The 25,306-nt window shown below is 61.5% G+C and carries 23 protein-coding genes; 12 read left to right on the forward strand and 11 right to left on the reverse strand.

The window, feature by feature from the left end:
* Nucleotides 1-61 precede the first annotated feature (61 nt).
* Genes AC07SU_RS28870 through AC07SU_RS28880 form a run of 3 tightly spaced genes read right to left on the reverse strand, consistent with a single transcriptional unit; the run spans nt 62 to nt 4,271 of the window.
* Nucleotides 62-1,177: an ABC transporter substrate-binding protein gene (locus AC07SU_RS28870; RefSeq protein ID WP_494999016.1), complete on the reverse strand. Its 1,116-nt coding sequence runs from the start codon at nt 1,175-1,177 to the stop codon at nt 62-64.
* 28 nt (nt 1,178-1,205) lie between these two features.
* Complete coding sequence (locus AC07SU_RS28875) at nt 1,206-1,886, reverse strand: Fe2+-dependent dioxygenase (protein ID WP_494999017.1); 681 nt, start codon at nt 1,884-1,886, stop codon at nt 1,206-1,208.
* 3 nt (nt 1,887-1,889) lie between these two features.
* A complete protein-coding gene (locus tag AC07SU_RS28880; protein ID WP_494999018.1) occupies nt 1,890-4,271 on the reverse strand; it encodes a TonB-dependent receptor in 2,382 nt (793 codons plus the stop codon).
* A gap of 196 nt (nt 4,272-4,467) precedes the next feature.
* Here AC07SU_RS28880 and AC07SU_RS28885 point away from each other — a divergent pair, with 196 nt between their 5' ends.
* The gene (locus tag AC07SU_RS28885) at nt 4,468-5,178 is read left to right on the forward strand and encodes a response regulator (protein ID WP_494999019.1); all 711 of its coding nucleotides are present in this window, start codon (nt 4,468-4,470) and stop codon (nt 5,176-5,178) included.
* Complete coding sequence (locus AC07SU_RS28890) at nt 5,175-6,560, forward strand: ATP-binding protein (RefSeq protein ID WP_494999020.1); 1,386 nt, start codon at nt 5,175-5,177, stop codon at nt 6,558-6,560. The genes AC07SU_RS28885 and AC07SU_RS28890 overlap by 4 nt, the downstream gene beginning before the upstream one ends.
* Nucleotides 6,561-6,682: 122 nt before the next feature.
* On the opposite strand, the gene AC07SU_RS28895 is transcribed toward AC07SU_RS28890, so the two are convergent.
* The 4 genes from AC07SU_RS28895 to AC07SU_RS28910 are packed head-to-tail and all read right to left on the reverse strand — an operon-like array spanning nt 6,683 to nt 8,358.
* Nucleotides 6,683-6,883, reverse strand: coding sequence for an SEC-C metal-binding domain-containing protein (locus AC07SU_RS28895; RefSeq protein ID WP_026136698.1), 201 nt, complete (start codon nt 6,881-6,883; stop codon nt 6,683-6,685).
* Nucleotides 6,880-7,362, reverse strand: a complete 483-nt coding sequence (locus tag AC07SU_RS28900) for an LEA/WHy family protein (RefSeq protein ID WP_176994729.1) — start codon at nt 7,360-7,362, stop codon at nt 6,880-6,882. The genes AC07SU_RS28895 and AC07SU_RS28900 overlap by 4 nt, the downstream gene beginning before the upstream one ends.
* Before the next feature lie 22 nt (nt 7,363-7,384).
* Nucleotides 7,385-7,855 carry a YchJ family protein gene (locus AC07SU_RS28905; protein ID WP_176994730.1) on the reverse strand — a complete coding sequence of 157 codons (471 nt, stop codon included), beginning with the start codon at nt 7,853-7,855 and terminating at the stop codon, nt 7,385-7,387.
* A gap of 5 nt (nt 7,856-7,860) precedes the next feature.
* Nucleotides 7,861-8,358 (reverse strand): DUF6231 family protein, encoded by a 498-nt coding sequence (locus tag AC07SU_RS28910; RefSeq protein ID WP_176994731.1) that lies wholly within the window; start codon nt 8,356-8,358, stop codon nt 7,861-7,863.
* Nucleotides 8,359-8,548: 190 nt separating this feature from the next.
* Here AC07SU_RS28910 and AC07SU_RS28915 point away from each other — a divergent pair, with 190 nt between their 5' ends.
* The 3 genes from AC07SU_RS28915 to AC07SU_RS28925 all read left to right on the forward strand — a co-directional run bounded on the left by AC07SU_RS28915 (nt 8,549) and on the right by AC07SU_RS28925 (nt 10,451).
* Nucleotides 8,549-9,244, forward strand: coding sequence for a PA1041 family peptidoglycan-binding anchor lipoprotein (locus AC07SU_RS28915; RefSeq protein ID WP_176994732.1), 696 nt, complete (start codon nt 8,549-8,551; stop codon nt 9,242-9,244).
* Between the two features lie 162 nt (nt 9,245-9,406).
* Nucleotides 9,407-9,700 (forward strand): DUF1145 domain-containing protein, encoded by a 294-nt coding sequence (locus AC07SU_RS28920; protein WP_176994733.1) that lies wholly within the window; start codon nt 9,407-9,409, stop codon nt 9,698-9,700.
* Nucleotides 9,693-10,451: a collagen-like protein gene (locus AC07SU_RS28925; protein ID WP_176994734.1), complete on the forward strand. Its 759-nt coding sequence runs from the start codon at nt 9,693-9,695 to the stop codon at nt 10,449-10,451. Before AC07SU_RS28920 ends, AC07SU_RS28925 begins: the two co-directional genes overlap by 8 nt.
* Nucleotides 10,452-10,541: 90 nt before the next feature.
* Here the strand turns inward: AC07SU_RS28925 and AC07SU_RS28930 are convergent, their stop codons facing one another.
* A complete protein-coding gene (locus AC07SU_RS28930) occupies nt 10,542-11,006 on the reverse strand; it encodes a CopD family protein (RefSeq protein WP_494999021.1) in 465 nt (154 codons plus the stop codon).
* Nucleotides 11,007-11,105: 99 nt separating this feature from the next.
* Here AC07SU_RS28930 and dinG point away from each other — a divergent pair, with 99 nt between their 5' ends.
* The 6 genes from dinG to AC07SU_RS28960 all read left to right on the forward strand — a co-directional run bounded on the left by dinG (nt 11,106) and on the right by AC07SU_RS28960 (nt 19,597).
* A complete protein-coding gene (dinG, locus tag AC07SU_RS28935) occupies nt 11,106-13,250 on the forward strand; it encodes an ATP-dependent DNA helicase DinG (protein ID WP_176994736.1) in 2,145 nt (714 codons plus the stop codon).
* A 98-nt stretch (nt 13,251-13,348) separates the two neighbouring features.
* A complete protein-coding gene (locus AC07SU_RS28940; RefSeq protein ID WP_494999022.1) occupies nt 13,349-15,646 on the forward strand; it encodes a beta-galactosidase in 2,298 nt (765 codons plus the stop codon).
* Between the two features lie 82 nt (nt 15,647-15,728).
* The gene (locus tag AC07SU_RS28945) at nt 15,729-16,874 is read left to right on the forward strand and encodes a serine hydrolase domain-containing protein (protein ID WP_176994738.1); all 1,146 of its coding nucleotides are present in this window, start codon (nt 15,729-15,731) and stop codon (nt 16,872-16,874) included.
* Nucleotides 16,875-17,017: 143 nt separating this feature from the next.
* Complete coding sequence (locus tag AC07SU_RS28950; protein ID WP_176994739.1) at nt 17,018-18,193, forward strand: OmpA family protein; 1,176 nt, start codon at nt 17,018-17,020, stop codon at nt 18,191-18,193.
* A gap of 27 nt (nt 18,194-18,220) precedes the next feature.
* Nucleotides 18,221-18,868, forward strand: coding sequence for a pyridoxamine 5'-phosphate oxidase (pdxH, locus tag AC07SU_RS28955; protein ID WP_176994740.1), 648 nt, complete (start codon nt 18,221-18,223; stop codon nt 18,866-18,868).
* A 264-nt stretch (nt 18,869-19,132) separates the two neighbouring features.
* Nucleotides 19,133-19,597 (forward strand): outer membrane lipoprotein, encoded by a 465-nt coding sequence (locus AC07SU_RS28960; protein ID WP_056857494.1) that lies wholly within the window; start codon nt 19,133-19,135, stop codon nt 19,595-19,597.
* Between the two features lie 760 nt (nt 19,598-20,357).
* Here the strand turns inward: AC07SU_RS28960 and AC07SU_RS28965 are convergent.
* From AC07SU_RS28965 to nhaA, 3 genes are all read right to left on the reverse strand, one after another.
* Complete coding sequence (locus tag AC07SU_RS28965; protein ID WP_494999023.1) at nt 20,358-21,980, reverse strand: methyl-accepting chemotaxis protein; 1,623 nt, start codon at nt 21,978-21,980, stop codon at nt 20,358-20,360.
* A gap of 219 nt (nt 21,981-22,199) precedes the next feature.
* Nucleotides 22,200-22,529 carry a hypothetical protein gene (locus AC07SU_RS28970; protein ID WP_494999024.1) on the reverse strand — a complete coding sequence of 110 codons (330 nt, stop codon included), beginning with the start codon at nt 22,527-22,529 and terminating at the stop codon, nt 22,200-22,202.
* Between the two features lie 200 nt (nt 22,530-22,729).
* Nucleotides 22,730-23,905 (reverse strand): Na+/H+ antiporter NhaA, encoded by a 1,176-nt coding sequence (nhaA, locus tag AC07SU_RS28975; protein WP_494999025.1) that lies wholly within the window; start codon nt 23,903-23,905, stop codon nt 22,730-22,732.
* Nucleotides 23,906-24,121: 216 nt separating this feature from the next.
* Between nhaA and AC07SU_RS28980 the strand changes: the two genes are divergently transcribed.
* A complete protein-coding gene (locus tag AC07SU_RS28980; protein WP_494999026.1) occupies nt 24,122-25,216 on the forward strand; it encodes a PLP-dependent cysteine synthase family protein in 1,095 nt (364 codons plus the stop codon).
* Nucleotides 25,217-25,306: the final 90 nt, after the last annotated feature.

A 25,306-nucleotide genomic window follows, 5' to 3' on the forward strand; every position in this document is an offset into this window, starting at 1 on the left:
CCTCCCCCCCCCCCCCCCCCCCCCCCCCCCCCCCCCCCCCGTGCTCCTACAAGGTACGGGGTTACTTGGATTTAGCGTCGATCCAATAGGCACCCTGTAACGGCATGCCAAGGAATTGTTGGTTAATTGCTTCCATGGTCGCCTGCGGGTCCAGCTTGGCGAACAACTCCGGGTGGACCCATTTAGCCAACGACTCGATGGCCAGCAGGTTGTACGGCGAGTTGTAGAAGTCATGCCACAGGCCGTGGGCATTGCCTGCGCGGATCGCACGCAGGTTGGCGAATTCCGGACGAGCCAGCACCCGGTCAAACGCTTCACGTGCTTCGTCGGTGCTCACACCAGCGCCCAGGATCAGCCCCGGCTTGTGGTTACCCGTGGCGACGTAAACATCCGGATCAGCCTTCAACGCGTACTCGACACTGATGTCCCCCAGCGCACCCGGCACCACATCGGCGGCGATGTTGCGCCCGCCCACCAGCTTGATCACTTCACCCATGCCGCTCTTGCCGGTGGTGTGCCCCGGCGCCTGCCAGGCACCGGCCAGCAGTTCGAGGAACACGCTCGGGCGCGGGCCCGCAGGCAAGGTGGCGACGGCGTCGGTGATGACCTTAATGTGCTGGTCATAGAAGTCCAGGAACGCCTTGGCCTGGGCTTCACGGCCCAGCGCGTCACCCAGCGCGGTCATGCTGGTGTGGGTGCCCTGCACCGGGTTGATGCGGAAGTCGACGAACAACACCGGGATGCCCGCCTTGGCCAGCACATCGGCGACCGGGCTGTGTTCGGTGGGGCCGTGGCCGGAAATGCTGAACACCGCCAGGTCAGGTTTGAGCGAAAGGATTTCCTCGGCGCTGACGCTTTGCTCCGACGCCTGGCCGATCAGCGGGATGTCTTTCACCGTGGGGAATTTCGCCACGTAGGCGTTGTAGGTGTGCTGGTCCAGCAGCTTCAAGTCGTTCTGCCAACCGACGATGCGCTGAAACGGCGCCTCCTTGTCGAGCAAGGCAAAGGCGGAAATCAGCCGGCCTTCGCCGAGGACCACACGCTTGACGTTGTCGGTCACTTCGACCTTGCGGCCCAGCACGTCGGTGACTTCATGGGCGGCGGCGGTTTCGGCATGGCCCAGGACCAGCGCGGCGAACAGCACGCCGAGCTTGAGCGCGTTTCGGGGTTTCAACATGGCAAGGACTCCAGGTGAAGGCGGCGCATCAGACATCGCTCCAGCGCCGCAGCAGGTTGTGATAAGCGCCGCTCAGTTGCAGCAGCGCGTGGTGGTCGGCGTGTTGCGCGGTGAGGGTCTGGATCGCCACGTCCATGTCCAGCAGCAGTTGGCGCTGGTTGTCTTCGCGCACCAGGCTTTCGATCCAGAAGAAACTGGCCAGGCGCTCACCACGGGTGACGGGGTTGATCTTGTGCAGACTGCTGCCGGGGTAGATCAGCAGGTGGCCGGCGGGCAGCTTCACCGCGTGTTCACCGAAGGTGTCGCGGATCACCAGTTCGCCACCGTCGTAGCTGGCCGGGTCGGCCAGGAACAACGTGGCGGAGATGTCGGTGCGCACCCGTTCGCGCACGCCCTTGAGGCCGCGAATGGCATTGTCGATATGCCAGTCGAAGGCCTCGCCGCCGCTGTAGCGGTTGAACAGCGGCGGGTAGATGCGCTTGGGCAGGGCGGCGGACATGAACAGCGCGTTGTCCGACAGCCGCGCCAGAATCTGCTCACCCACGCGGATGGCCGTCGGCGAATCTTCCGGCAACTGCCGGTTGTTTTTCGCCAGGGCCGAGCGCTGCCCGGCGGTCACCTTGCCGTCTACCCAGGGCTGATCGAGCAAGGCCGCCACGATGGTCTCGACTTCACGGGGGCTGAGCAGCCCCGGGATTTCGATCAGCACCGGTCAGAACTCATAGTCGACGCTGGCAGTGAGGGTGCGCCCGGCGCCGGGGATGCCGTACAGCTGGAAGCCGTCGAGGGACGCGCCGACCTGGCTGTAATAGAACTTATTGAATACGTTGTTGAGGTTAAGGTTGACCGTGGTGTCTTTGTTCACCTTGTATTGCGCCGCCACGTTGCTCAGCCAGTAGCCGGGGGCCTTTTCGTTGTCGCGTACATAAATGGCATTCACCCCGGACGGGCCGTTGGCGTAGCTGCTGTTGTTGTTCAAGCCGCCGACGTATTTGTTGTCGCTGTAGCGACGGCGACCTACGTATTGCTCGCCGTAGCTGAGGCTCAGGGCGTCGGTGACGGCGTAGGTGGTCCAGAGGTTGGCGGTCAGGTCGGGCACGTTCTTGGCTTCGGCGCCTTTGTTGATGCCTTTGGTCTGGGTGCTCTTGAGCGCCGAGAACCCGGTGTAGGCGGTCCAGCGCGGCGTGATGTTGCCTTGCAGGCCCAGTTCCACGCCATCCACGCGCTTGGCAGGCAGGGCGCGGACCGGGGCGGACTCGCCGTCCTGGTATTCCCAGGCGTTGTCCAGTTCGGTGCGGAAGATCGCCGCCGTCACGTTGAGCATGTCGTGGGCAATGTCCCACTTGGTGCCCATTTCATAGGTCTTGGACTTGGCCGGGCTGTAGTTGCTGGTGGTGGCCGAACCGTAGATCTGGTTGTTGGTGGATGCGCCGAGTGCCGACGGTTGCGCCGCTTCGCTGTAGGACACATAGATGCTGCCGTTGGGTAACGGCTTGTACACCGCGCCGACGCGACCGCTGACGGCGCCATCGGTGCTGCTGATATCTGCCTGGCCACGTTGGGTGGTCTGGGCGCGCCAGTTGTCGTAGCGCAGCGAGCCGAGCACTTGCCACTGCTCGTTGAGGGTGACCGTGTCGCCTGCATAAATGCCGGCGTTGTCGATCACCGAGCGCGGGTCGCCTTCGCCCTTGGTCACATAGGTGCTGGCGAAGCTGTGGCTTGGGTCGCTCATGTCGAAGAACATGTTGCCGGCCGGCACTTCGGCGTTGCGTTTCAGGCCGCCGTAGGTCTCGTGGTAGAACTCAAGGCCTGACACCACCGCGTGTTGCAGGCTGCCGGTGTTGAACTTGAAGCTGAAGTCGGTCTGGTTGTCCAGGATGGTGTAGCGCTTGGACAAACCGAAATCGCTGCCCCGCAGGATGCCGTAGGCCGTGTTGCTGTTGTTCACATAGTCGGTGTAGGCATTGACCGTGCTACCCGGCACTTGGCTGATCGGGCCTACACCGGTGTAGCCCAAGGTCGCACAGCGCGTGCCGGAACAGGTTTTCTGGCCGTTGGCATTGGCGGCAAAGAAGCGCGCCGGGGAGAGCACGGCGAAGTTGTCGCTGCGTTCCCAGCGGGTCTGGTTGCGCAGGTTGGCTTCGTTCCAGTCGAAATCATGTTCGAAACGGGCGGTCAGCGAGGTGGTTTCGTTCTGCTGGGTGTAGAGGCTGGAGTCGCCGTACCAGTTCGAGCGCTTCACGCCCGGCATGCGGTCGCCGTTGGTGCCACGTTGGATCGGCACGCCGCCGTCCGGGGTGTTGGTGTCTTTCTGATAGAAGGTGTCGACGAAGAACCGTGTGTCGGTGCCCAAGCCAAAACCAAAGGAAGTCGCGATGCCCCAGCGGTCGTAGTCCACGTCGTCGCGCTCGGCCACCCCGTTGTAGAGCTTCATCAGGTTGAGGCGCACGGCGGTGGTGTCGTTGATCTGTTTGTTCAGGTCGGCGGTAAGGCGGCGGTAGCTGTCGGTGCCGATCCCGGCCGAGACTCGGTTGGCATCGCCCAGGTGCGCTTCTTTGCTCACCAGGTTGACGCTGCCGCCCACCGCGGACACCCCGGATTCAATCGACCCGGTGCCCTTGAACACTTCAGCCTGTTGCAGGTTGAAGGTGTCGGTGCGCGTGGACATGCCCGCATCGCGCACGCCATCGACGGTCAGGCTTTGTTCGGACGAGAAGCCGCGGATCGAAAACAGGTCGCCCCAGCCCAGGTTGCCTTCGCCCGACATGAAGGTAATGCCTGGCACGTTGCGCAGCACTTCCTGCAAGGTCTGCGCATTCTGCTCCTTGAGCACCTGCTGCGGCACGATGGTCACGCTTTGCGGTGCATCCAGCAGTGGCTGGCTGATCTTGGCCGAGGTCACCCGGTCGACCTTGAAGGTGGAAGTGGCTTCGCCATCCACCTTGATTTCCGGCAGGCTCAGTACCGAGTCGTTGGTCGCAGCAGCGGGCGCATCGGCCCAGGCCGTCGGGGCAACGCTGCCGGCAGCCAGCAGGCCGAACATCGGCGCCAGGGTGGTGTGCAGCGTGTGGCTGCGAGGTGTGGGCAGTGACATAGGCAAGTTCCGAGTCTAAATTACAATTACTCTCATTTAGGTTCGGTAGTCTAAAGAGCGATTTCCCCTGCCATGCCCTGGGTTTGTATCGCTGATGCGTGATTATCGTTTCCCACAACATTCCATTACATTTGCGCGTACTGCTGGCTGAACTTTCGGCTATCTCCTGCGTTTTGAGTTTTCGGACCGACTGCCCATGGCCAAGCAAGACCACTTGTTGATCGTCGATGACGACCCGCAAATTCGCCAACTGCTCTGCGACTACCTGAGCGACGCCGGCTTCCAGGTGTCCACCGCCGCCGACGGCAAGGAAATGCGCCGCCGCCTGGCGCTCAATGTGATCGACCTGATCGTGCTCGACCTGATGCTGCCCGGCGAAGACGGCTTGAGCCTGTGCCGTGAACTGCGGGTGAGTTCCAACACGCCGGTGGTGATGCTCACGGCCAAGGGCTCGTTGATCGACCGCATCGTCGGCCTGGAGATCGGTGCCGACGACTACCTGCCCAAACCCTTCGACCCGCGTGAGTTGCTGGTACGCATCAAGGTGGTGCTGCGCCGGGTGCAGAGTTTTCCGGACCGGGCGCGGCTGGATGAAGCACCGAGCATCCGTTTCGCCGGCTGGCAGCTCGACACACGGGCGCGTCAACTGCTCACCCCGGACGGTGTAGTGGTCAGCCTGGGCAATTCGGACTACCGCGTGCTGCGCCTGTTGTTGCAGCACCCCAACCGCCCGTTGAGTCGCGACTTTTTGCTCAACCACGTGTTCGACAAGGACAGCACGCCGTTCGACCGCTCCATCGACGTGTGCGTCAGCCGCCTGCGTTCCCAACTGCCGGCCGGGCTGATCAAGACTGTGCGCAATGAGGGTTACATGCTCACCGCCGATGATGTGGTGCTGGGCTCGTGAGACTGCTGCCGCGTTCGCTGTTCGGGCGGCTGGTGCTGATCCTGGTCAGCGGCATGCTCGCGGCCCAGGCCCTGACCAGCAGCATCTGGTACGACCGTCGTCATGGCCAGGTGCTGGAAATTCCCGCGCGGCTGATCGCGACGCGCCTGGCCGACGTGGTGCGCCTGGTGCACAGCGATCCGCAGCAGGCGGACCAGTTGATCAAACTGCTCAACACGCCGCACTTTCGCCTCACCGTGAGCGACCAGGCCAGCAGCACGCCCAGCACCCTCACCGACAGCGACCGACCCACCGAGCGCCTGATCAAAAAGGTGTTGTCGGAGAAAACCGGCTACGCCCAGACCCTGATCCTGTTGCGCCTGTCCCTGGTGGATGGCGAAGGGCAAACCGCCGGGCTGTCGACCCTGCTTGGCTCCAAGCCGGTGGTGGGGCAATTCCTGATTGACCTGCGCTTGCCCGATGGGCGCTGGTTGCAGGTGGATGCCAGTGAAGAGCAGGGCTGGACCAGCACGTCGCCGCTGGACCTGCTGTTCGACTATGTGATGCGCATCTATTTGCTGCGGGTGTTGGTGCTGGTGGTGATCGCCCTGGTGGCTGTACGCCTGGCGATCCGCCCGCTCAATGCCCTGGCCAAGGCGGCCGAGGCGTTGGGGCGTGATATCCAGCGCCCGCCGCTGTCGGTGGACGGCCCCACCGAAGTCCGCCGCGCGGCGCAGGCCTTCAATGCGATGCAGCAACGCTTGATCGCCAACATCGCCGAACGCACGCGTTTTCTCGCGGCGATTTCCCACGACTTGCGCTCACCGATCACACGCCTGCGCCTGCGCACCGAGATGCTGGAAGACACCCGCACCAAGGAGCGGTTTCGCAGCGATCTGGAAGAAATGGAGCACATGGTCTCCAGCACCCTGGATTTTGTCAGCAGCGGTGAAATCAATGAGACGCGGCAGAACATTGACATCAACGCCTTGTTGCAAAGCCTGCAGGCTGATCTTGAGGATGTGGGGCAAAGCGTGACGATAATGGGCCGGGCCCGACAACCCTTGCCGGGGTATGCCCGCAGTCTTAAGCGCTGTGTGCAGAACCTGCTGGAAAATGCGGTGCGTTATGGCTGTGAGGTGGTGGTGCAGGTCGAAGACCAGGCAGACAGCTTGAAGATCGTCATCAGCGACCGTGGCCCGGGGATTCCCCAGGAACAGCTGGAGCAGGTGATGGAGCCGTTTTACCGGGTAGAAGGCTCACGTAATGCCGAGACGGGCGGGTATGGGTTGGGGCTGAGCATTGCCCACACCATCGCGAGGGCGCATGACGGGCAGTTGAGCTTGAGCAATCGGGAAGGCGGGGGGCTGGAAGTGGCATTGCGGTTCCAACGCAAACCCTGAACCTGCAACACAATCCAATGTGGGAGCTGGCTTGCCTGCGATGCAGACACCTCGGTACACCAGGCACACCCAGTTGATGCCATCGCAGGCAAGCCAGCTCCCACACAGCCTGAGTCAGGGCATTACGCCCCGTGGCACTTCTTGAATTTCTTCGCGCTGCCGCAAGGGCAAGGATCGTTGCGGCCAACGTCCTTCAAGGCGTTGCGCACCGGCTCCTGGTGAGCGTGGCCGCAGTTCGGGCCGTGGACATGGCCGTGGTCGTGATCATGGTGATCGTGATCGTGGTTGCAGTCAGGACCATGGACATGGGGTTGCTGAGTCATCGATGTCGCTCCGGAATAAAATCGCCGGGGATTATCTCGCCATTGTGGGACACCTGCACGTCATTACCGATGAATAATCCGGTTTTCAGCTCTCCCTCCAGGCGATAGGGCACGGGCTGGGTGGGATTTTTCAGCATCTGCACCACGTCGCGTATCTGCGGCCACAGGTTGGTACGCACCGACACCCGGAAGAACGCGTGGCTGCGCGGCGGCACGGTGAGCCATTCGTTGGACTCGCCTTCGGTCAGCACAAAATCGTCCAGGGTGACCTTGTAGATCAGACCGCGCACCGTCAGGTCGGCGTCGTCGCGGTTGTCCACACGAAAGTACAGCTTGAACTTCTGCTCCAGCAGCTTGGCCCGCACCACTTCGACTTTGACCAGGGACACATGGGGCGCCGGCGTATCGTCTTCGAACCACGAGGCGCAGCCGGTCAGGCCCAGTGTCAACGCCAGCATCAAGCTGTAGATCCGAAGCATGGCGTTTTTCCTGTCAGAGGGTTTAGAGGTAACTGGAGCAGCACTTCTTGAATTTCTGACCACTGCCGCACAGGCACGCATCGTTGCGTCCTGCCTTGACCTCGACGGTGGGGTCGATGAAGTACCAACGCCCATCATTCTGTACGAAAGAGGACTGCTCGCGGTGGCTATGTTCACCGGTGCTGTCGTGCCAGCGAGCGGTAAAGGTCACGAACGCATGTTCCGGCTGGCCTCCGAACACCTCGGAGCTTTCCACCTCAAGGCCCAGCCAGGTGCTTTGGGCACTCCAGGCGCCGATGGCTGCGCGGTCCAGGCCAGCCTGTTGTGCCGGCAAGGTGGTTGCCACCAGATAGTCCACCAGGCCCAGCACATAGGCGCTGTAGCGCGAACGCATCAGGGCGGTGGCGCAGGGCGCGGGGTGGCCAGCGTGATAATGGCCGCAGCAGGCATCCAACAGGTTGCCACTGCCGCAGGGGCAAATGGATGTACTCATCGGGGTTACCACCAATACTTTCCGAAGTTTTCCGGGTTGGCCCAGAAACGGGCGTTGAGCCAGTCCGGCACCTGTTTATAGTCAAGCAGATCATAGGTAAACAGCGTCAGAACCTGCTCATCGCGCTGGAAACGCTCGCCGGCCTGCAGGGCCAGGGAGAAGAAGTCGGTTTCCTTCCAGCCGCAGGCGTTCAGGTCGACCAGCGCGGCAATACGGCTGGCATTGAGGTTACGCACGCCACCGAGCAGGGTCAGGCCTTGCGGTTTTGACAGGTGCTCCAGGCAGTCGACCACCAGCGCCAGGTCAAAACGTTGCGCCGCCAGCGCTTCAGGCAACGGCCCGGGCGGCGCGATGGCGACGACGGTGTCGGGGTGCTCGGCCTGGAAGGCGTCCAGCGCCGGAAACTGGCTGGCACCCAACAGCAACAGGCGTTTGGGCTGGTGCAGATCGAGCAAGGCAGCCAAGGCTTGCTGGGGTGTACGGGAAGAAATACCGGCGGTCATCACAGATCCTCACATCAGGACCGTAGAGACTAGCGCGGCTGAGCGTGCGGGCCTAGAGCGGGTGGCGGCGAAAAGTCCTACGAGAGCGACGATCCTCAATGAATACAGGGGCGCGGCGTAGTGGCGCAGATGAAAAGAGCCGTCTTTACTCCACCCATCGGCCCCCGCCGATCCCCTCAGGAGAAAACAGATGAGCATCATGCGGACAGCTCTACCCTTGGTTCTGCTAACCGGAGTATTGACAGGTTGCGCAGGCTTGCAGAAAACCGACTGGCCCACGTGCGCCGCCGTAGGTGGTGTGACGGGCGCGGCGATCGGCGCCACTGAAAGTTCAGCCTACGCGGGCTACGGCGCGCTGCTGATCGGTGGCATGGCTGGCGCCTATTGCTGGGTACACGGCGATGGCGATGAAGACGGCGACGGTGTGCCGGACAGCCGCGACAAGTGCCCGGGTACGCCAAAAGGCGTGCAGGTCGATGCCAATGGTTGCCCTCCTGTGGCGCCGCCAGCGGTGGTCGAGGAAGTGGTGGTGGTTAAAGAAGAAACCATCGTGATCCGCGATGTGCACTTCCAGTTCGATTCGGCCAAGTTGACCGCTGCGGACAAAACCAAGCTCGACACCATCGCGACCCGCCTGAAAAAAGAGGCCCCAAGCGCGCAACTGCGGGTCAGCGGGCACACTGACAGCGTCGGTAAAGACGCCTACAACCAGAAACTCTCGGAAAAACGCGCACACTCGGTCACTGACTACTTGATCGGTGCCGGCGTGCCTCGCAGCAACTTTGTCTCGGTAACCGGTGCCGGCGAAAGCCATCCGGTGGCCGACAATAAAACCGCCGAAGGGCGCGCACTGAACCGTCGCGTGGAAATCCAGATCAACCGCTGACAGCCCTTGCCCCTGTGCCAGTCACAGGGGCATTGCTGGCGATCCTCGCCGAAACAGCTGGCATACCTGCCCTTTATCAAGTTTTTTTAACCTTCACTGGCAAATCGCCTGTAGAAGTCGGTACTGTGCGCCCAAAGAATAATAGGCAAGGGGGCATGCGGGATGAAGGTGTTTTGGGGGCTGGGGAAGTTTTTGACGTTACTGTTCTGGGTCGTGGTAGTGGTCAATATAGTGCGACCGCTGGCCAGTCCGTTCCACCTGTTGGTCAGCCTGGCCGGCAGTCTGTTGTTCCTCACCCATTTGCTGGAGTTGCTGTTGTTCAACAGCAGCGTGAAACACCGTGCCCATCCCTGGCGTGACCGCTTGCAGATTCTGCTGGTGGGTATGTTCCACGTGCAGGGCCTGTCGGCGCCTGCGGCGGTTAATGAAACGAACAAGGAGGCCAATCATGCGTAAGGTTTTTCTGTTGGCCCTGTTGGTCAGCCCCATTGCCCTGGCGCAGACCGTCAGTGTTGAAAGCAACTCGCTGATGCGCTTGCCCAGCAGTACCAGCGTGTTGCAACTGGAACGCCTGGACGTCGCGGATTACGGCACCTTGCTGATTCCGGCGACGATCAGCCAGGTCACGGTGGATGAGCTGCATCTGGGGCGTGAAGCACGTATCGCCATCGCACCGGGCAATACCGGCCTGCAATTGCAGGTACGCCATGCGCAACTGGACCACGGCAGCCAAATCACCTCGCGTGGCGCCCCCGGCACCCACGAACGCCCGGCCAAGGCGGGACGCGACCTGACCTTGCGCATCAATGCGCTGACGGCTGATGAGTTGTCGGTGGATGCCCGCGGCGGTGCCGGTGCCCAGGGTTATGCCGGCCTGGATGGCGCCAATGGCGTGGATCCGGGTTGCACCTGGGGTTCGGCCGGCCGCGGCGCCAATGGCGATAACGGTGGCGACGGCTTGCCCGGTGCAGCAGGCGCGCAGGTGCGGGTCGAGTTGCCGCAGGATTTCCCGGCCGAACACATCAAGGTCTGGGTCGATGGCGGTGCGGGCGGTTTGGCGGGCACAGCAGGCAAGCCAGGTCGTGGTGGCCAGTCCAAAGGTTGCCTGGTGTACCGTGCCGATGGCGGTGAAAAGGGCCGTCCAGGTTTGGAAGGGCAGCCGGGGCCGGCCGGGCCTGCGGGGGCTGTGACTATTCAGCGCCTGTAAAGACGCCATCGCCGGCAAGCCGGCTCCTACGGGTTATAGACGATCAACTGTAGGAGCCGGCTTGGCGGCGATAGCCCTCTCAAGATCGCCTCAGAACATCGGCCGAGCCGAAGCAATCGCCACCACCACCAACCCCACGATCAAATTAATCCCCACCAGCTTGCGGATCTGACCCAACACCGCAGCCCCGGCCGGCCAATCCTCCGCCGCCACCGCCGCGCGCAACTCCGGGAATTTCAGCGCCTGGATCCGGATAAACAGCGCCGTCATCACCAGGTACAAGCCCATCATCACCTGCACATAGCGCGGCGCCGTCTCAAACCCGCTGAAGCGCAATTGCAGCAAGCCAATGCCGCTGATCGGCAAAATGGCCACGGCGATCCACACCCATACGAAAAAACGTTGAAACACATTTGCCCACAGCTTGAGTCGGGCAGGGCCCTCAAGTGCCGCCACAGCGGCGGGGCGCAGGATCATCCAGGCGAAAAACATGCCGCCGACCCAGACCAGGACGGCTAATACATGCAGGGTGTAGGCGAGGCTAAACACGGTCATTGTGGTACTCCGTTCTGCGCGGGATTCATTAGCGGGGTATGATAGCCGCCGATCCGAACCACTGAAAATTTATCCAGCGTTTTTAGCGCCCGACTATTCATGATCAGCACTGAACTCAAAACCACGATCCAGGGCGCCTATTCGCGTTTTCTCGAAGCCAAGAGCTTGAAACCGCGCTACGGCCAACGCCTGATGATCGCCGAAGTGGCAAAGGTCCTCGGGGATATCGACACCGACGACGAAGGTCGCCGCGAGGGTGAGCCTGCGGTCGTGGCCGTCGAGGCCGGCACCGGTACCGGCAAGACCGTGGCCTACAGCCTGGCCGCGATCCCGACCGCCAAGGCGGCCGGCAAGCGCTTGGTGATTGCCACCGCCACCGTGGCCCTGCAAGAGCAGATCGTCTACAAAGACCTGCCCGACCTGATGCGCAACAGTGGCTTGAACTTCACTTTTGCGCTGGCCAAGGGCCGTGGCCGCTACATGTGCCTGTCCAAGCTCGATGTGCTGCTGCAGGAAGGCCACGCACAAACCGCCACCGCGCAGTTGTTCGAAGAAGAAGGCTTCAAGATCGAAGTAGATGAAGCCAGCCAGAAGCTGTTTACCAGCATGATCGAGAAACTGGCAGGCAATAAATGGGACGGCGACCGCGACAGCTGGCCCACCGCCCTCGAAGATTCCGACTGGGCGCGCCTGACGACCGACCACAGCCAGTGCACCAACCGCCATTGCCCCAACTTCGGCCAGTGCGCGTTCTACAAGGCCCGCGAAGGCATGGGCAAGGTCGACGTGATCGTCACCAACCACGACATGGTGCTGGCCGACCTGGCCCTGGGCGGCGGCGCCGTCTTGCCGGACCCACGCGACACCCTCTATGTATTCGACGAAGGGCACCACCTGCCAGACAAGGCCATCGGCCACTTCGCCCACTACACCCGCCTGCGCTCTACCGCCGACTGGCTGGAGACCACCGCCAAGAACCTCACCAAGTTGCTCGCCCAGCACCCTCTGCCCGGCGACCTGGGCAAGCTGATCGAACAAGTGCCGGAGTTGGCGCGGGAGATCAAGACCCAGCAGCAATTCATGTTCAGCGCCTGTGAGCAGGTGGCCGACTTCAAGCCCGGCGAAGACGTGGAGGGCCGTGAGCGGCCGCGTCACCGCTTCGTCGGCGGGCTGATCCCCGAGCACATGCGTGAAATGGGCATCGAGTTGAAGAAGGGCTTTTCGCGCCTGACCGACTTGTTCACACGGCTGACCGACCTGCTCAAGGAAGGCATGGATGGCGAGGTCAACATCGGTATCGCCAGCAACCAGGCTGAAGAGTGGTACCCGTTGTTCGGCAGCCTGTTGTCCCGTTCCCAGGGTAACTGGGAGCTGTGGACCGCCTTCACCGTCGAAGACCCGGAAGACAACCCGCCCATGGCGCGTTGGCTGACCCTGTCGGAAAGCGGCGCGCTGTTTGACATCGAGGTCAATGCCAGCCCGATCCTGGCCGCTGAAATGCTGCGCCGCAACCTGTGGAACGTGGCCTACGGTTGCCTGGTGACCTCGGCCACCCTGACCGCCCTGGGCACCTTCGACCGCTTCCGCATGCGCGCCGGCCTGCCGAAAAAGGCGGTTACCGCCGTGGTGCCGAGCCCGTTCCATCACGCCGACGCGGGTGTGTTGCGGGTGCCGGACCTCAAGGCTGACCCTCGGGATGCGGCGGCCCACACGGCTGCGATCATCCGCGACCTGCCAGACCTGGTGGAGGGCTCCAAAGGTACTCTGGTGCTGTTCTCGTCGCGCAAACAGATGCAGGACGTGTTCGACGGCCTCGACCGTGACTGGCGCAAGCAGGTGTTTATCCAGGGCAACCTGTCCAAACAGGAAACCCTGAACAAGCACAAGGCGCGGGTGGATGGCGGCGATTCCAGCGTGCTGTTTGGCCTTGCCAGTTTCGCCGAAGGCGTGGACTTGCCTGGTGCCTACTGCGAACACGTGGTGATCGCCAAGATCCCGTTCTCGGTGCCGGATGATCCGGTCGAGGCCGCACTGGCCGAATGGATCGAAGCGCGGGGCGGCAACCCGTTCATGGAAATCTCGGTGCCGGATGCGTCCCTGAAGCTGGTGCAGGCCTGCGGCCGCTTGCTACGGACCGAACAGGACCGGGGCACCATCACCTTGCTCGACCGCCGTTTGGTCACCCAGCGCTATGGCAAGGCTATCCTGAATGCCTTGCCGCCGTTCAGGCGCGAAATTTCTTAAGCCACCGTGGGCGAATTCGCCCACTTCGTGGTCTATCTCACTGCTATCGATTTATGTCATCAGGCCATTCACCGGCCGATTGGGAGAACCTTGTTCGTATGATTCGCACGCTGCCCGCCCTGTTTGCCCTGCTGTTCACTGCGCCGTTGATGGCCGCGCCCGCAGGGCAACAAACGCTGTTCAACTTCGTTCGGCCTGCCGATGTGGTCAAGGTGGCGACCCAGGACGCCAGCCTGCCGCAGTACAACGCCGAACAAACCCCCGAAGGCGAAGTGCTGCGCCGCATCACGTTCAACCCGGCTGCCGAGCCGAGCCTGGTCCTCAGCCCGCAAAGCGGCGCGTGGGACTGGTCCCAATCCGGAGCGATGAGCCTGCGCATTCAAAGTGCCATGGATTGGGCGCTGACCCTCTACGTCAAGGTGCAGAGCGCTGATGGCAAGACCCTGGTCAGCCGCATCGACCTGCCTGCCGGCCCGGCGCAGACCCTGCTGGTTCCGCTGCAGGCCAACTCACCGTTGAGCCAGGGCATGAAGGCCGGCCCGCCGATGCCTATCACCGTGGACGGCCAGCGCGTATTGCTGGCCAGCAGTGCGGGGGAGATCGACCGCAGCCAGGTGGTGTCGGTAACCCTCTCGATGATCAAACCCAACGCCGCCCAGAGCATTTTGCTGGAGCGCTTTGGCGTGCAGGACAGCGAGCCGGTGATCAAGGCCGCCTACAGCGAACTGGTGGATGCCTATGGCCAGTCCACCCGCGCGCGCTGGCCGGAAAAGGTCAGCAGCGACGACCAACTCAAGGCCGCTGCCGCCAAGGAGCAACAACAGCTCAAGGGGTGGCTGGCAGAGCGGGATAAATCTTCACTGGATCAATACGGCGGCTGGAACAAAGGCCCGGCGTTCGAGGCCAGTGGGTTTTTCCGCACCGAGAAGCGCGACGGCCGCTGGTACCTGGTAACCCCGCTGGGCCATCCGTTCTACTCGTTGGGCGTCAACACCGTCGCCCCGGATAACAATCAGACCTACGTCGCCGGGCGCGAGTGGATGTTTGCAGCCTTGCCCAAGGCCGGTGAGCCCTTCGACAAGTATTACGGCAGCGCCGACAACCGCACCGGCAACGGCGCAGGCGAGGGTCGCAGTTTTGGCGCCGGGCGTTGGTATGACTTCTACGGCGCCAACCTGGAACGCACCTACGGCACCGAAGGTTTCGACCAGAAACGCTGGGTGAGCCACACCCTCGACCGCCTGCAAGCCTGGGGTTTCAACACCGTGGGTAACTGGAGCGACGAAAGCCTGGCCACCGCTGATCGCGTGCCCTACACCTTGCCGCTGTCGATCGTGGGCGATTACGCCAGCATCAGCACCGGCACCGACTGGTGGGGTGGCATGCCCGACCCGTTCGACCCGCGCTTCGCCATGGCCACCGAACGTGCCGTGGCCATTGCGGCCCGCGATCACCGTGACGACCCGTGGCTGATCGGCTACTTCGCCGACAACGAGCTGGCCTGGGCCGGTCCGGGTGGCGATCCAAAATCGCGCTACGCCTTGGCCTACGGCACATTGCGCATGACCACCGACGTGCCGGCCAAGCGCGCGTTCCTCAAGCAATTGCGCGACAAATACCGCAATGAAGAAGGCCTCTCGAAAGCCTGGGGCATTCACCTGGCAGGCTGGGAACTGATGGAAGACCCAGGTTTCGAGCCGCCGATGCCGAACCCCGAACACCCGGAAATCGAGGCTGACTTCAAGTATTTCCAGAAGACCTTCGCCGATGCGTATTTCAAGACCATCTCCGACTCGCTCAAATGGCATGCGCCTAACCAACTGTTGCTGGGCGGGCGTTATGCGGTGAGCACGCCGGAGGCCGTGGCGTCCTGCGCGCAGTACTGCGACGTGCTGAGTTTCAACATGTACACCCTCAAACCCCAGGACGGTTATGACTTCGCCGCCCTGCGCGTGCTGGACAAGCCGGTGTTGATCACCGAATTCAACTTTGGCTCTGCGGACCGTGGGCCGTTCTGGGGCGGTGTGACGCAACTGGCCAGGGAAGAAGACCGTGGCGCGGCGTACGCTAATTTCCTCAAGCAGGCCATGGCGGAACCGTCGATTGTCGGCGTGCATTGGTTCCAGTATCTGGACCAGCCGGTTACGGGGCGCCTGCTGGACGGTGAGAACGGTCATTTCGGTCTGGTGGGGATCACTGATGTACCTTTCCAGGGCTTTGTCGACAGCGTGCGCAAGAGCAACCTGGCGGCCGTCGACCAGTTGGGCAAAGAGGCCGAAAAGGCCAAGGCGGCCAACGCTGCGCGTGAGGCCGAGGGCAAGCAGGCCGGGCATGACGGCAAAGGCCCGGGGCAGGGCGCCGGGCATGCCGGTGGGCACTCTGGAAATGGCCATTGATTGAGCGTTGACGGGTTCACAAAACCCACAAGGGCTGGAACAATGGCGGCCACTTTTTACGGTATTTTCCGAGGGGGCTTAGGTGCAGATTCAGGGTCATTACGAGCTCCAGTTCGAAGCGGTGCGCGAAGGGTTCGCAGCGTTGTTCGATGACCCACAGGAGCGTGGTGCCGGGCTGTGTATCCAGATCGGTGGCGAAACGGTCGTCGACCTGTGGGCTGGTACCGCCGACAAGGACGGAGCCGAGGCCTGGCACAGCGATACCATCGTCAACCTGTTCTCCTGCACCAAGACCTTTACTGCCGTTACGGCCCTGCAATTGGTGGCCGAAGGCAAGCTGCAACTCGACGCGCCCGTGGCCAACTACTGGCCGGAGTTTGCAGCGGCGGGCAAAGAGGCCATCACCCTGCGCCAGCTGCTCTGCCACCAGGCCGGGTTGCCGGCGATCCGCGAAATGCTGCCCACCGAAGCCCTGTACGACTGGCAACTGATGGTCGACACCCTGGCGGCCGAGGCCCCGTGGTGGACGCCCGGCGAAGGCCATGGTTACGAGGCCATCACCTATGGCTGGCTGGTGGGCGAATTGCTGCGCCGTGCCGACGGGCGGGGCCCGGGGGAGTCCATCGTGGCGCGAGTGGCGCGGCCCTTGGGGCTGGACTTCCACGTGGGGCTGGCGGACGAAGAGTTTCATCGTGTTGCACATATAGCGCGCAGCAAAGGCAATATGGGCGATGAGGCGGCTCAACGGTTACTTCAAGTAATGATGCGCGAGCCCACGGCCATGACTACGCGGGCATTTGCCAATCCACCGTCTATTCTGACGAGCACTAATAAACCCGAATGGCGGCGCATGCAGCAGCCAGCGGCAAATGGTCACGGTAATGCCCGCAGCCTGGCCGGTTTTTATAGCGGTTTGTTGGACGGTAGTTTGCTGGAAAGCGACATGCTCGAACAATTGACCCGCGAACACAGTATGGGGCCGGATAAAACCTTATTGACCCAAACCCGTTTCGGCCTTGGCTGCATGTTGGATCAACCGCAATTGCCCAATGCCACCTTCGGCCTTGGCCCGCGTGCGTTTGGCCATCCCGGGGCGGGCGGTTCGGTCGGTTTTGCCGACCCTGAACATGATGTAGCGTTTGGTTTTGTGACTAATACACTGGGGCCTTATGTACTTATGGACCCACGTGCACAGAAGTTGGTCGGAATATTGGCCGGTTGTCTGTAAACCCCTTGCTGTTTCACGTTTTTTTGTTACAAAGGCAACTATAAGAAGACGCTGAGCGAAATGATGTAACTTTAATGTTCAGTAAGCGTCTGTTTAACGGGTCATCCAGACCCCCTGGTTTTTTCTCATTTTGTGGATATCTCATGTTATCGAACAAGTCCTTGGCACTGGCGCTGTGCCTCACTATTACTGGCTGCGCACAAACTCCACAAAATGATGCCGAAGGTGGGCATTGGTGGTCATTTGGATCTGATAAGGCTGCTACCAAGGACGCAGTGACCCAAACCGACGCCAAGCCGGATGCCAAGCCGGCTGCTGGCGCCAAGCCTGCTGCGCCCGTCGCTGCCGCTGCCGCACCGGCTCCTGCAGCCGCCGCGCCAGCCCCCGTCGCCAAGGCGGATACCGGCTCCAGCTGGTGGCCGTTCTCCTCCAAGAGCGCCGACGACAAGGCGGCCGACGCCAAGGCTGACCTGAAAGCCGACCTCAAGGCTGCGACTCCAGCGCCGTCGCCAGCCGCCGCGCCGGAGGTTGCCAAGACCGACACCGAGACCCACTGGTGGTGGCCGTTCGAAAGCAAGCCAAAGCCACTGGCCAAGGTCGATGTGACCAACGTGCCAATGCCTGATCCGAAAATCACCCAAGCCTGGCTGGACGACTACGAGCCGCGCCTGCGTGCTGCCATCAAGGACAGCAACCTGCAATTGGAGCGCCGCGAAAACGTACTGGTCGTGATCGCCCCGGTGGATGGTTCCTACAACCCGAAACGCCCGGCGATGTTGCTGCCGGTGACCCTGGGCCCGTTCACTCGTGTAGCCAAGGCCGTTGAAGGCGACCCGAAAACCGCCGTACTGGTTCTGGGCCACGTCGACACCAATGGCGCGGAGCCGGTGAGTCAAGCCCTGACCAAGGAGCGTGCGCAGTCCATCGCGTCGATTTTCAGCCTTAGCGGCTTGAAGCAGGATCGCCTGATGCTGCGTGGCATGGGTGACCTGATGCCGCGTGCGGCCAACGACAGCACCCAGGGCCGCGCACTGAACCGTCGCATGGAAATCCTGTTCACCCAGCGCACTACGATGCTCGCCCTGCTGAACAAATACAGCTCGGGCAAACCGCCAGTGGCTGAAATGGTCGCGGTACAAACGGCGCCAGCGCCGGTTCCGGCTCCCGCTGCGAAGAAAGCGGCTCCCGCGAAAAAGGCTCCGGCCAAGAAAGCCGCTGCCAAGCCTGCCGCCAAAAAAGCGCCGGCCAAACCCGCCGCGAAGAAACCGGCTCCAGCCAAGGCTGCTGCACCGGCTGCGAACGACCAGGCGAAAAACTGATCTGTTGAAGCACAAGGATAAAGTCGCATGACCCAGGCACTGGCTGATATGCGCCGTGACTACACACGGGACGGTTTGAGCGAGGCCCAGGCCCCGGATGAACCGTTTGCGTTGTTCCACCAGTGGTTTGCCGATGCGGTGAAAACCGAGCAGCCACCGGTGGAAGCCAATGCCATGACCCTGGCGACGGTCGACCCCGAAGGTCGCCCGCACTGTCGCATCCTGTTGCTCAAGGGGCTGGATGCGCAGGGCTTTACCTTCTTCACCAACTATCAGAGTGCCAAGGGTGAACAGCTCGCGGCACGGCCCTTCGCGGCCATGACTTTCTTCTGGCCGACCCTGGAGCGCCAGGTGCGTATCGAGGGGCGGGTGGTCAAGGTCACGCCTGAAGAGTCGGACGCGTATTACCAGGTGCGTCCCTTGGGCAGCCGCCTGGGGGCCTGGGCGTCGCCGCAGAGCAAGGTCATCCGTGACCGTGAAGAACTGCAGGACTTGCTCAAGGCAACCGAGCAGCGTTTCAGTGATACCCAGCCCGATTGCCCCGAGCATTGGGGCGGCTACCGTTTGCTGCCTGAGCGCATCGAGTTCTGGCAAGGCCGCGCCAGCCGCCTGCATGACCGCCTGAACTATCGCCTGCAAGCGGGCGAGTGGACACGCGAGCGCCTGGCGCCCTGAGCCTCACCTTTCGTCACCTCACCTGAATAATGTCCGCAGGCCCGGCGTCTTTATCAAGAGGCTTCGGGTTGTTGATTGCGGACAACTCCACCGGCAAGCGTATGCGTGACACTTCTTGGTACAAGGAGAGTGCTACCGTTCGTCGAGTTTTCTGGTAAGGGCAGTCTGTACTAGGGCTGAATGAAAGCAATTTTCTGCCGTGCTTGCCGTGACAGGCGCCAAGCCGCAGCGTCTAATGAATACCTGTCCTTTGGAGTTGATGCTATGCGTAAGTCCGTTTTACTAGTTGCCTGCTTTACCACCCTGTCGTTGCTGTTGGGTGGCTGCGCCTCGAGTCTGACCGGCGACTCGTACTCCCGTGACGAAGCGCGTCGTGTACAGACCGTTCGCATGGGTACCATTGAATCCCTGCGTCCGGTGAAAATCGAAGGCACCAAGACCCCAATCGGCGGCGCTGCTGGCGCAGTCATCGGCGGCGTTGGCGGCAGCGCCATCGGCGGCGGTCGTGGCAGCATTGTCACTGCCGTGATCGGCGCCGTCGCTGGCGGCCTGCTGGGCTCGGCCACCGAAGAAGGCCTGACCCGCACCCAAGGCGTTGAAATCACCGTTCGCGAAGACGACGGCAGCATGCGCGCCTACGTGCAAGCGGTTGAAGAGAACGAGATCTTCCGCATTGGTGACCGCGTTCGCATCATGACCGTTAACGGCACCAGCCGCGTGACTCGCTAAGCGTCGGTTGTAGAAACACAAAACCCCCAACCAGGTGACTGGTTGGGGGTTTTTTTATTACGTGGGGCAAGGTTGGCTGAGCATTAGAGTTGAAGTGAAAGCGCTTTCGTATGGACTAAAAATGCAGGCAATAAAAAACCGCCTTAGTAGGGCGGTTCTTTATTGCAATCCCAGTTCTGGTTGGGCTTGCATACTCACAGGACGCGATGACATGGGCGAGATACTAATGCTGCTTAAAGTGTCACGCAAGGCTCATTGAGGGGAGGTGAGCATGATTTATGAGATTTCCTTTACCGGATTTTTCTGCAAAAGACGGTAATAAACTTTAAGCGCAATTCACTGCATTCAACAGCGCTTGGTCACACCTTTGGCTCTGCGCCCCGTTAGTATCAACGCCGTTCCACGTTTGTCACTTTGCAGATTGACTGGGTCAACGCCGAAGTTTTCGGACCAACCGCCACGGGCTAGTAATCCGTGCCGGATTGATGCGGGTGGCCCATCAACCCAGCCACCTCAAAGGACGCGATGACAGCATCCGAAGGCGCGCATGTTCCGGTAAGTACGCTGGAGGTAAGGCCCAACATTTGGAGGGCCGAGTATGTCGAAGTTTGCACGACGTACGTGGAACCTCGTAGTGAACGCCTTGCGTGTGTACCACGTGTGGGTGTTCCTGCGGGACAGCTTCGATGACCTGTAGGGTCTAAGAAGTGGAGCCGTCTCGGTTTAAACCGAGACGGCTTTTTGGTTTTTCAGGCTGCCCTCAGATCTGGAAGTGCTTCACCAGGGTGTTCAACTCATGGGCCAGGCTTGCCAGGGACTGCGACGCAGCTGTCGTTTGGGTCGAGCCTTCCGCAGACTGAACCGACAACTGCTGAATGTTCAGCAAATTGCGGTCAACCGCCCGGGCCACATCAGCTTGCTCAGCCGCCGCTGTGGTGATGACCAGGTTGCGGTCATTGATCTCATCGTTGGCCGCCAGGATATCCGCCAGCGCTTTCTGCGCCAGTTCGGCCAGCGCCAGGGTTTGCTCGGTCATGGTGCTGCTGTCGAGCATGGTGTTGACGGTGCTGGCGGTGTTGGTCTGGATGCTGCCGATCATCTGTTCGATTACCTGGGTCGACTGGGCGGTGCGATGGGCCAGGGCTCGTACCTCATCGGCAACCACGGCAAACCCGCGGCCCGCATCGCCCGCGCGCGCGGCTTCGATGGCTGCGTTCAGCGCCAGCAGGTTGGTTTGCTCGGCAATCGTGCGGATCACATCGAGGACCTTGCCGATCCCCTTGGCCTGCTCGGCAAGGCCGCCTACTTGGCCGGAGCTGAGTTCAACACCACGGGTCAGGGCCTGGATTGCGTTCAGCGCTTCGACCATGCGTTGCTGGCCTTTCAAGGCAATGCTTCGCGACTCCTGGGACAGGTCGGAGGTGGACGCCGCATTTCTCGCCACTTCCTCAATCGCCGTGGTCATCTCGGTGACGGCAGTAGCGGCCTGTTCGATTTCGCCATGTTGCTGCTGCAGGTCACGGCTACCTTCGGCAGTGACGGCATTGAGCTCTTCGGCCGCCGCCGCCAGTTGGCTGGACGAGCCGGTGATCTGCCGCAGGGTCTGTACCAGGTTGTTGCGCATGACCTCCTGGGCCCTGAGCAAGCGCGTGGCTTCATCGTTGCCGGTCGGGTTGATGGGCTGGGTGAGATCGCCTTTTGCGATAGTTTCTGCCACCTGTACGGCCTCTATGATCGGGCCGGTAATGCTGCGGGTCAGCAACCAGGCCACCAGCACCGTGCCGCCACTCACCAACAGGATCACGAGCGTGATACCACCCACCGCATGTTGGTAAGCACCGACGGACGTCATGCCGGCCTGTTCTGCGCCCTTGTTGGCAAGGTCGATCAGTTGGTCGAAGTTCTTGGTCATCTGCTCATAGCTTTCTCGAATGCTGTTGAGAAAGTCCCGCGCGCCGGTTTTATCGCCTGAGCGCGAGCGCTTGAGCATCTCGGTATGGTTTTTCGCATACGCCTCGAGGCTCTGGTTGAACACCTCGAGCCGTGATTTTTCCTCCGGTGTACGCAACAGCGCCGCGTACTGGGTCAACTGCTCCTTGACCGCCTTGAGGCGACCTGCGGACTTGTCTTCGTAGGTCTGCATGTCGGCATCGCTGGACGACAGGATGTGCGCCATTTCACCCAGGCGGAAACGGTCGAGCGATGCGTTGGCCAAGGCCAGGATCCTGACGCGCTGCATCCAATTGTTCTGGATGTCGGCCGCCTGGGACTGGACTTCGCCGATCTGCTTGAGCGCAAACAGGCCGAGAAACACACTCAGTGACGCAATGGCGGCGAAGCCGATGAAGGCTCTGGCTGCGATTCTTATATTTCTCAGGAACATGGGGTTTACGCTCGGTCTGAAAACGCGTTGAGGAGCAGGGGCGGGCGGGCGTCCTGGGCCAGGACAGTCGTGGCACCACACCAGCTAGTCGGCGGTGAGCGTGAAGTCTTTAGGGTGCGCGGGGGCGGGAGGGCAAGTTTCATGTTGGGGGGGGAGCGGAAAAAGAAAAACCTCAACCGGGTGAGCGGTTGAGGTTTCTTGTGTGAGGTGTTTTGGGCCTCAGGTGAACATTTCTATGTCGTCCATGGCGTTATTCACTGCAGCCGACAACGAGGGGGATCTGCGTCTTGCTCGTTCGAACGCTGGTGTGATTTTCGCCATATCTACCGCGCCGAATCGACGTGCTATGTGACCGATCGCTACGATAGCCGCTGCCGAAAAGCTATCGTCAGGATGGTCGATGAACTGGAGGCAAGTGTGCTCCGCCCACTCTCCATTCAGCTCATTAAGCCCAATGGATATCAGGGCTTCTGTCACTTTATTCACGTCCGATGTTGCTAGATAACGTACTGCCTCATCGTGTTCCAAATCTGGATCGTGATATTGCATCTTTATTTTTCCTCCCTGGAACTCTTCCGTTTTCAGGCCATGGGGCTTGGCTGAATTGTGTTTGCTAGATAACGAAGCCCGACGGGTTAGTCGGGCTCATGACGTTATGGCAACCAGAAAGGCCGGGATGTAGGTCGCGTCCGGGGGGCAGGAAGGAATTGGAGGAATTCAGGAGCCGGATGTCCGGCTCCTGAGCAGGCTCAAGCTTTCTTGCGACTCGCCATCGCCGTGACCGCATACCCAATGCACGCTGCCAGGATAGAACCGGTCAGGATGCCCATACGGTCTTCCCCGGCGAACTCACTGACACCCGGCACAAACGCCAGGGAGCCGACGAACAGGCTCATGGTGAAGCCGATACCACACAGGATCGCCACGCCGAAGACCTGGCCCCAGTTGGCGCCCGAGGGCAGGGCGGAGAGGCCGGTTTTCACGGCTATCCAGGTGAGGCCGAACACGCCGACGGTCTTGCCGATCAGCAGGCCGGCGGCGATGCCCATCGGTACGTGGTGGGTGAAGCTGTCCAGGCTGACGCCGGTCAGCGAGACACCGGCGTTGGCGAAGGCGAACAGCGGCAGGATGCCATAGGCCACCCAGGGGTGCAGGGCGTGTTCAAGGGTCAACAACGGCGAAGGCTCGGCATTCTTGGTGCGCATCGGGATGCAGAATGCCAGGGTTACGCCAGCCAGCGTGGCGTGCACGCCACTCTTGAGCACGCAGACCCACAGGATCAGGCCGATGATCAGGTAGGGGCCGAGCTTGATCACGCCAAGGCGGTTCATCGCGATCAAGGCAGTCAGGCACGCCGCTGCGCCGGCGAGCGAGGCACCAGACAGGTCAGTGGAATAGAACAGGGCAATGACGATGATCGCGCCCAGGTCATCAATGATGGCCAGGGTCATCAGGAACAGTTTCAGCGATACCGGCACGCGCTTGCCCAACAGGGCCAGTACGCCCAGGGCGAACGCGATGTCCGTGGCCATGGGGATCGCCCAGCCGGCCAGTGCGGCTGAATTGCCTTTGTTCAGCGCCCAGTAGATCAAGGCGGGTACCACCATGCCGCCGATGGCTGCGGCACCGGGCAGCACCACTTGCGAAGGCTTGGACAGGTGACCGTCGAGCAGCTCGCGTTTGACCTCCAGGCCGATCAGCAGGAAGAACAACGCCATCAGGCCGTCGTTGATCCACAGCAGGGCGGGCTTGGCGATTTTCAGGGCGCCCACCTGGGCCACCACCGGTACGTCGAGGAAGGCGTTGTAGAGGTGCGACAACGGAGAGTTGTTGATGATCAGCGCCAGGGCGGCAGCAGCGATCAACAACAGACCGCTGGCGGCTTCCAGCTGGAAGAAACGGGTGAAAGTGCTACGCAGAGGCACGGGATGCTCTCCAATCCAGGTTCAATAGGTGGGTACCCTAACCCGTACCGTTAGTTGTTAAAACAAAAGTTATATTCTTATTTGTTATAAGCGATGGCCCGGGGAGGCGTTGCGCCAAAGCCTAGCAATTGTGTGTCCAATTGAGTCGTCACTGTATCTGTGTGCAGTGTAGGAAACCCCCTAAGATTGTGGATGAAATCCTTAGAGACTCACCTTATGAGCGACCAACGTACCTGGGCCCGCGAAGCCATTCGCATTATTGAAGCGGACTTTCAGCGTAGCGCCGACACGCATCTGATCCCTTTGCCATTGCCGGGGTTGCCGGGTATCGAGTTGTACTTCAAGGATGAGTCCAGCCACCCCACCGGCAGCCTCAAGCATCGGCTGGCCCGCTCGCTGTTTCTGTATGCGCTGTGCAACGGCTGGCTGAAGCCAGGTGCGCCGGTGATCGAGGCGTCCAGTGGCTCCACGGCAATCTCGGAAGCCTACTTTGCGCGCCTGCTTGGCCTGCCGTTTATCGCCGTGATGCCGGCCACCACGTCCCAGGAAAAGATCGCCCAGATTGCTTTTTACGGTGGCAAGAGCCACTTGGTATTGGACCCGACACAGATCTACGCCGAATCCGAACGCCTGGCCAAGGAAAGTGGCGGTCACTTCATGGACCAGTTCACCTACGCCGAGCGGGCGACCGACTGGCGGGCGAACAACAACATCGCCGAGTCGATCTTCCAGCAGATGCGATTCGAACATTACCCCGAACCGAGTTGGTTGATCTCCAGCCCGGGCACGGGCGGCACCACCGCGACCCTGGGGCGCTACGTACGCTACCGCCAGCATTGCACCCGCGTGCTCTGCGCGGACGCCGAGCGTTCCGTGTTCTTTGACTTCTACCAAAGCGGCGACGCCAGCTTGCGCCTGGATTGCGGTTCTCGCATCGAAGGCATTGGCCGGCCACGGGTTGAGGCGTCGTTTCTGCCTAAGGTGATCGACGCGATGGTCAAGGTGCCGGATGCTTTATCGCTGGCAGCCATGCATTACCTGGCCGAGCGCTTGGGTCGACGGGTCGGGGGCAGCAGCGGGACTAACCTGATTGGCGCTTTGGTGGCTGCGCAACAGATGAAAGCGGCAGGGGAGTCAGGGTCGATCGTGGCGATCTTGTGTGATGGGGGCGAGCGGTATGCCACCACCTACTACGATCAGGCGTGGCTTAAAGCACAGGGCTATGAGTTGGAGGGTTTGATCACTGCCGTTGCGGCCAGTGTCGAGCGCGGCGAGCCGTTGCCGGACAACATTCTGCGCGCCAACATCTGAACCTGTAGGAGCCCGGCTTGCCGGCGATGAAGTCACCCACCAACTGTGCTGGTGCCTCGTAGTTGCTGCCACCGAGGATGTAGGCGTGGG

The organism is Pseudomonas sp. GW821-FHT05H12, from assembly GCF_059419385.1.

Bases quoted from the DNA above. Each gene is read 5' to 3' on its own strand.
- AC07SU_RS28910 (WP_176994731.1), bottom strand. From the start codon at position 8,358: ATGACCGCCGGTATTTCTTCCCGTACACCCCAGCAAGCCTTGGCTGCC.
- AC07SU_RS28950 (WP_176994739.1), top strand. From the start codon at position 17,018: ATGTTATCGAACAAGTCCTTGGCACTGGCGCTGTGCCTCACTATTACT.
- AC07SU_RS28915 (WP_176994732.1), top strand. From the start codon at position 8,549: ATGAGCATCATGCGGACAGCTCTACCCTTGGTTCTGCTAACCGGAGTA.
- AC07SU_RS28870 (WP_494999016.1), bottom strand. From the start codon at position 1,177: ATGTTGAAACCCCGAAACGCGCTCAAGCTCGGCGTGCTGTTCGCCGCG.
- dinG (WP_176994736.1), top strand. From the start codon at position 11,106: ATGATCAGCACTGAACTCAAAACCACGATCCAGGGCGCCTATTCGCGT.
- AC07SU_RS28980 (WP_494999026.1), top strand. From the start codon at position 24,122: ATGAGCGACCAACGTACCTGGGCCCGCGAAGCCATTCGCATTATTGAA.
- AC07SU_RS28930 (WP_494999021.1), bottom strand. From the start codon at position 11,006: ATGACCGTGTTTAGCCTCGCCTACACCCTGCATGTATTAGCCGTCCTG.
- AC07SU_RS28920 (WP_176994733.1), top strand. From the start codon at position 9,407: ATGAAGGTGTTTTGGGGGCTGGGGAAGTTTTTGACGTTACTGTTCTGG.
- AC07SU_RS28895 (WP_026136698.1), bottom strand. From the start codon at position 6,883: ATGACTCAGCAACCCCATGTCCATGGTCCTGACTGCAACCACGATCAC.
- AC07SU_RS28885 (WP_494999019.1), top strand. From the start codon at position 4,468: ATGGCCAAGCAAGACCACTTGTTGATCGTCGATGACGACCCGCAAATT.
- AC07SU_RS28965 (WP_494999023.1), bottom strand. From the start codon at position 21,980: ATGTTCCTGAGAAATATAAGAATCGCAGCCAGAGCCTTCATCGGCTTC.
- AC07SU_RS28970 (WP_494999024.1), bottom strand. From the start codon at position 22,529: ATGCAATATCACGATCCAGATTTGGAACACGATGAGGCAGTACGTTAT.
- AC07SU_RS28900 (WP_176994729.1), bottom strand. From the start codon at position 7,362: ATGCTTCGGATCTACAGCTTGATGCTGGCGTTGACACTGGGCCTGACC.
- AC07SU_RS28940 (WP_494999022.1), top strand. From the start codon at position 13,349: ATGATTCGCACGCTGCCCGCCCTGTTTGCCCTGCTGTTCACTGCGCCG.
- AC07SU_RS28905 (WP_176994730.1), bottom strand. From the start codon at position 7,855: ATGAGTACATCCATTTGCCCCTGCGGCAGTGGCAACCTGTTGGATGCC.
- AC07SU_RS28925 (WP_176994734.1), top strand. From the start codon at position 9,693: ATGCGTAAGGTTTTTCTGTTGGCCCTGTTGGTCAGCCCCATTGCCCTG.
- AC07SU_RS28880 (WP_494999018.1), bottom strand. From the start codon at position 4,271: ATGTCACTGCCCACACCTCGCAGCCACACGCTGCACACCACCCTGGCG.
- AC07SU_RS28960 (WP_056857494.1), top strand. From the start codon at position 19,133: ATGCGTAAGTCCGTTTTACTAGTTGCCTGCTTTACCACCCTGTCGTTG.
- pdxH (WP_176994740.1), top strand. From the start codon at position 18,221: ATGACCCAGGCACTGGCTGATATGCGCCGTGACTACACACGGGACGGT.